We start from the raw sequence: 5,336 nt of genomic DNA, 5'->3' as shown, positions 1-5,336 counted from the left end.
GGCCGTGCCGCACGGAATAAGCAACTATATTAGCGATATAACTATCGATGATAAAGGTGTTCTTTTCAGCTACGAAAATTTAGAAACCGATAACTTTCACCGCCATGAATTAGCAAGCGATTTTCAGGCTATGTTTATTGGTGAGCCCGAAATAGATTCAAATAATGTTGGCATAGCAGCGTGGGGAGATTCTGACATAAAAGCCGCCGCAAATGTAGACAGCCAGCTTTGGATGTTCACAATTGATACTGATACTGCTGAAACGACTCCGACAATGCAGCTTGCATTGGCTGGATTTGGTCTCGAAGCTGCAGAAAATATATCAACGAGAGCTATAGCAGCTAATATTCATGTAGCCTCGATGGACTCTATTAAGCTAGTTGAGGCGGCTGGATTTGGTTTTGGGGCAGTTAGAAATGAATCTGGTCCATATGCATTTACAGAGGATCAAAGTGAATTTGCAATTCTTCTATTCACAGAAGATGAGGTCAATGAAGCAATAGATAGTGAAGCAAGGTTTATTCCACTTAGCACTGAAATTGCTCTGATAGACGCAGACAGAGGTATTATAGATTATGTTGTCGAGTTGCAAGATGAAGGCTTTGATATAAGCGCAATCGCGCTCAGGCCGCTTCCTCCTAGGGCTGTACCTACGCTATCTGGGTGGGGATCTGTTGTTATCGCAACATTTTTATTTATAGGATCACTGATATATCTTAAGCGTAGAGCAAAACTTGGTTAATAAATAAGTGTATGTAGTAGTTTAGGATTTATACTTAAAGTGTTATCGAGCTACTTTTTAATAGGTTTTATTACGGTAACATGGCCCATTTTCCGGCCGGCTCTAGCCTCACTTTTGCCATATATATGAATACAAGCGCCTTTCATATCATAGTACTTTTTTACCTGATTTACGTCATTTCCAATTAGATTTGTCATTACCGCGTTTGAATGCGGGGTAGGGTCAGAAACCGGAAGTCCGCTAATAGTTCTTACGTGCTGTTCAAACTGTGACGCGGCACATGCATCAATAGTTAAGTGCCCTGAATTATGAGTCCGAGGTGCTATTTCATTTGCTAAAATCTGCCCGTCTTTTGTCACAAACATCTCAAGTCCCAGAACTCCTATTAATCCAACTGAGTCTGCCAGTTTGCGTGCAACTCTTTTTGCCTTGGCCGCAACTTTCGAATCTACCTTTGCGGGCACCGTGCTAGTGTGAAGAATATGGTTTTTGTGTACATTTTCTACAGGACCGTATACCGCAGATTTGCCGAACTTATCCCTTGCTATAATAATCGATATTTCGCACTTAAAATTGACCATTTCCTCAAGTATCAGCTCATCTGAACCAAGCTTACTAAAACTTCTCTTTGCGCTATCGCCGGCTTTATGAGTTGTCTGCCCCTTTCCATCATAGCCAAATCGTGTTGTCTTAAGTACAAAATTCTTACCTCCCAACTCGCCGACGGCCTTGTCTATATCCTCAGGACTGTATATTGGGGCCCACTTAGCTGTGGGTATACCTATGTTATTTAGATAGCTCTTTTCTGTTATGCGGTTTTGGGAGACTTCCAGAAGTTTGTCATCGGGGTATACAGGTTTAATTTTCTGAATAAAACGGACGCTCTCAACAGGAATGTTTTCAAACTCATACGAGACCACATCCACGCTCTTAGCAAACGCCCTTAATTTCTTCTTGTCTGTATAGTCGCCGACAAATCCTTTTGCACTAACCTGCTCTGCAGGACTGTCAGCCTCAGGAGAGTAGACATGTACCTTAATACCAAGCTCTGCCGCGGCAAGTGCGCTCATGCGTCCGAGCTGCCCGCTTCCTAAAATTCCAATTGTTTTAACCTTAGATTTCATCCCGTGCTAGTAATATCCCTATTCAATCTAACCGCTATTTCTTTGTGACTTTCTTTAGTATTTCAGAGCTTGGATCTTTTTTAGGTTTTGTCGCAATGCTCTTTGTCTGCTTTGATCTAAATTGGTCCAGTCTAGCCGCTGTTTTCTCATCCGATGTGGAAATGATTGCCGCTGCAAGTAATGCCGCGTTTTTTGCGCCCGCTGTGCCGATTGCTAATGTGCCCACAGGTATTCCGGCCGGCATCTGAGCAATTGAAAGTAGGCTGTCCAGCCCTTTAAGAGTTCTGCTCTCTACAGGCACTCCAAGAACCGGAAGACTCGTCATGCTGGCTGTCATGCCCGGCAAGTGAGCCGCTCCTCCTGCACCTGCAATAATTACCTTAAGTCCCCTTTCACGTGCGCTTTTTGCGTACTCATAAAGCCTGTCAGGAGTTCTATGCGCAGATACTATTCTGCTCTCGTATTTAATCTTGAGCTCATCTAGGATTTGGGCCGTATTCTCCATTGTCTTCCAGTCGGACTGGGATCCCATGATGATTCCTACTACGGCTTTTTGAGAGGATTTAGGCATGCAAAATGTTATGGAAAAAACAAATTAAAGTCAAATCCAGCAGAGTGTCATGATACTAAAACTTTGACTCTTATTCAGAGATATCGGCTATCAGAATTCATCTCAAACAGCGCACAGATTAGCAAGTTTAGTTATAATTGTATTTAAATGTTTTTTGTGTCAATTTTAAATACTCCTTTGGAGGACGGAAAATGAGGATTCTTCTTAGTGTTTTTATTCTAGCAATTTTTTACACAGGAATAAGTAATGCCCAGCCCTTTGCTTACGTGGGAGATGGTTCAAATCTAAGTGTTATTGATACCTCGACCATGATGGTGGTAGGATCACCAATATCAATCGAGAATACCGCTAATCAAATGGCCATCACTCCTGACGGCTCGCGAATGTACGTAACTGGGAACAAAGTCACCGAAGTTGACACTGAAACAAACATGGTCATTGGTTCTCCTATAGATGTCGGGCAGAACTCTAGTGCTATAGCAATAACACCTGACGGCTCAAGGGCTTATATAGTAGCTGAGAATCCCGAGGGCTCAGACAGGGTTTTTGTATTAGACACATCCACTAATATGCTCGTAGGCGGTCCGATTGATCTAAATGAGGCGCTCTTAGGACAGCTTGCTATAACTCCTGATGGAAGCCGCGTATATGTAGCACTCTTTGGCGGCTCAGATGTCGCAGTAATTGATACTGCAACAAACATGGTTACGGAGCCTCAAATAGAGGTTGCGGAGCAGCCCTTTGGGATTGCAATAACCCCAGATGGCAGCCGTGTTTATGTGACAAATTTTAACGCTGAGCATATATCGATCATTGATGCTGCTACTAATATGGTAATAGACACGTCTATTGAAGTTGTAGCGTTTTCACAATATATGACTATTACACCTGATGGTAAGAGCCTATATGTAACAAATGTTAATACCGATACCGTGACGGTAATTGATATAGATACGAACATGGTTGTAGGTAATCCGATACCAGTTGGAGAGGGCCAGCAAGTAGGCATTGCTGTAACGCCGGATGGGAATAATGTATATGTAGCAAATTTAAATGGTCGAAGCGTCTCGGTGATCGATACTGCCACTAACACCACAATTGACCCTGCAATTGATCTTAGCGGTTTAGCAGGATTTATAGTTATAGGGCCTTCATCCATCTCACCTGGTCCAGACGGGGGAGGTAGAAGTAGCGACGGCAGCAATTCATGCTCACTAGCGTCATCAGGCACAAGCCCGCGCTCCTTGCTAACATTTCTAATTATTCCCGCGTTCATATTGATCAGAAGATTTTGGTAGGGTTGGGAGAAGCATATTAGAACCACATAAATTCCGGCTCATCTCTGCATTATATTTTCTATTAACAATCCAACTATAAACTGGGTTATAATATCACTATATAGGAGGAATTATCATGAGACATATGATATTGGCGGCGTTCCTCTTTAGTGCTTTTGCAACAACTTCTTTGGCGGGAATAATTCCTGGAGTTTATAAAGGAAGCTGGGACTTGGAGATCGGCACTGGACAATTCTGCAATGTAGAATCAGCTCAAGTCTGTGTGCTGACTCAAAATGAAGAGGACTGCAAAAAACTTGAGGGCAAGAAAGTGGACTCGTGTCCCTCCTCAGAAGAAGAAAAATAGACTGAATAGATAAATATATAGAGGGAGATCCATGATAAGACTATTATTGGTATTAGCGTTAGCTATGTTTGTATTTGCATCTTATTCATATGCTGACCAGCTTGAGGAAGCGGGAGCACAGGTTGAATTAGGTGCGGATGTGAGTGCTGGTGTTTTCTGCAAGGTGGAATCTAAAGAGGTGTGCGTGCTCGCAAAGACAGCTGAGGATTGTGAAAAGCTTAGAGGGAAAAAAGTAGATTCTTGTCCATTGCCTAAAGAACAATAATTCCAATAATAATTTCTAGGAGGCTAAAGTATGAAGAATATAATTGTTGTAATGCTCCTTATCTTATTTGGGGTATCTTTCATATCAATAGATACTCAAGCCAAGGATATAGAAAACATGGGTGCACAGATGATGCTGGGTTCGGATCAGAATCCCGGAATGTTCTGTAACATAGAATCTGTAAATGTTTGCGTACTTGCAGAAAATGAAGATGACTGTACAAAACTTAAGGGCGAAAAAGTAGATAGTTGTCCTCAGCCAAGTGGTGAGTAATTAAGTTATTTTTAGGAGGCATATTCATGAGAAGGTTGCTTATTATTTTCGCTATTGCTGTCCTTGGACTAGCTTATGGCTCGTTTAATGCAGCAGCTATGGATGCATTTGATAGAGCTGTAGTGGGCTTTGGATCAGAAGGAAATCCAGGCATGTTTTGCAATATTTCATCAGCCGAGGTTTGTGTGCTGGCAAAGGATGAGAATGACTGCAAAAAACTAGGCGGCGAAAAAGTAGAAAACTGCCCGGTTAGCCAGTCAGAAGAATAGGGCGGAACTAGATAGGTTTTTCTGCAGTGTTTTCTATAGGACAGTTGCCCGCTTGTTGTATATTAATAATCAATGAAGATTAATAATAAAAATCTTTTCGCTCTTATTGTTACTACGATTTTTGCACTTTGTTCAACAAGTGCTCTTAGTAAACAACCCCCGATTGATCCCTCAACTATTTATGTGCTTGCAATTGGCTCGTGCCCGCCGTGGCAGAAAATTAAAGCTGTCTGCAAAAATGATGTGGACCTTTTTGCTTCAACATTGGAAACTAATATGGGAATCCCAAGAGGCAATATTAAAAAGCTGATTGACTCAGATGCTACGTATAAAGGAGTTGTTAAGGGATTTAAGTGGCTTACTGAAACAGTATCAGAAAATGATTCTGTAATTGTCTACTATAATGGCCACGGGATGCTTCTAGACTTAGATGGAAGTCAGAAAGAAG

Annotated in this window: 9 protein-coding genes; 7 read left to right on the top strand and 2 right to left on the bottom strand. The window is 41.9% G+C overall.

Annotated features, from left to right (window positions below):
- Positions 1–742: hypothetical protein (locus AAF462_09835; GenBank protein MEM7009420.1), on the top strand; the 742-nt coding region annotated here is incomplete at its 5' end.
- A gap of 50 nt (positions 743–792) precedes the next feature.
- Here AAF462_09835 and AAF462_09830 read toward each other — a convergent pair.
- Together AAF462_09830 and purE are read right to left on the bottom strand one after the other, a co-directional pair.
- A complete protein-coding gene (locus AAF462_09830) occupies positions 793–1,866 on the bottom strand; it encodes a 5-(carboxyamino)imidazole ribonucleotide synthase (GenBank protein MEM7009419.1) in 1,074 nt (357 codons plus the stop codon).
- Between the two features lie 34 nt (positions 1,867–1,900).
- The gene (gene purE, locus AAF462_09825; GenBank protein ID MEM7009418.1) at positions 1,901–2,398 is read right to left on the bottom strand and encodes a 5-(carboxyamino)imidazole ribonucleotide mutase; all 498 of its coding nucleotides are present in this window, start codon (positions 2,396–2,398) and stop codon (positions 1,901–1,903) included.
- Positions 2,399–2,628: 230 nt separating this feature from the next.
- Between purE and AAF462_09820 the strand changes: the two genes are divergently transcribed.
- The 6 genes from AAF462_09820 to AAF462_09795 all read left to right on the top strand — a co-directional run.
- Complete coding sequence (locus AAF462_09820; GenBank protein MEM7009417.1) at positions 2,629–3,735, top strand: YncE family protein; 1,107 nt, start codon at positions 2,629–2,631, stop codon at positions 3,733–3,735.
- 115 nt (positions 3,736–3,850) lie between these two features.
- On the top strand, positions 3,851–4,081 hold the full coding sequence (locus AAF462_09815; GenBank protein MEM7009416.1) for a hypothetical protein: 231 nt from the start codon (positions 3,851–3,853) through the stop codon (positions 4,079–4,081).
- Positions 4,082–4,112: 31 nt separating this feature from the next.
- Positions 4,113–4,346 carry a hypothetical protein gene (locus AAF462_09810; GenBank protein MEM7009415.1) on the top strand — a complete coding sequence of 78 codons (234 nt, stop codon included), beginning with the start codon at positions 4,113–4,115 and terminating at the stop codon, positions 4,344–4,346.
- Between the two features lie 30 nt (positions 4,347–4,376).
- Positions 4,377–4,619 (top strand): hypothetical protein, encoded by a 243-nt coding sequence (locus AAF462_09805; GenBank protein MEM7009414.1) that lies wholly within the window; start codon positions 4,377–4,379, stop codon positions 4,617–4,619.
- A 26-nt stretch (positions 4,620–4,645) separates the two neighbouring features.
- Complete coding sequence (locus AAF462_09800; GenBank protein MEM7009413.1) at positions 4,646–4,888, top strand: hypothetical protein; 243 nt, start codon at positions 4,646–4,648, stop codon at positions 4,886–4,888.
- 72 nt (positions 4,889–4,960) lie between these two features.
- A partial coding sequence (locus AAF462_09795) for a caspase family protein (GenBank protein ID MEM7009412.1) occupies positions 4,961–5,336 on the top strand: 376 nt, incomplete at its 3' end.

This window comes from Thermodesulfobacteriota bacterium (genome assembly GCA_039028315.1).
Classification (GTDB): domain Bacteria; phylum Desulfobacterota_D; class UBA1144; order Nemesobacterales; family UBA2774; genus CR02bin9.
This window is presented reverse-complemented; position numbering and strand designations above follow the sequence as displayed.

Coding starts and splice junctions, on each gene's coding strand:
- AAF462_09830 (MEM7009419.1), bottom strand. CDS start 1,866: ATGAAATCTAAGGTTAAAACAATTGGAATTTTAGGAAGCGGGCAGCTC.
- AAF462_09805 (MEM7009414.1), top strand. CDS start 4,377: ATGAAGAATATAATTGTTGTAATGCTCCTTATCTTATTTGGGGTATCT.
- AAF462_09815 (MEM7009416.1), top strand. CDS start 3,851: ATGAGACATATGATATTGGCGGCGTTCCTCTTTAGTGCTTTTGCAACA.
- AAF462_09810 (MEM7009415.1), top strand. CDS start 4,113: ATGATAAGACTATTATTGGTATTAGCGTTAGCTATGTTTGTATTTGCA.
- purE (MEM7009418.1), bottom strand. CDS start 2,398: ATGGGATCCCAGTCCGACTGGAAGACAATGGAGAATACGGCCCAAATC.
- AAF462_09820 (MEM7009417.1), top strand. CDS start 2,629: ATGAGGATTCTTCTTAGTGTTTTTATTCTAGCAATTTTTTACACAGGA.
- AAF462_09800 (MEM7009413.1), top strand. CDS start 4,646: ATGAGAAGGTTGCTTATTATTTTCGCTATTGCTGTCCTTGGACTAGCT.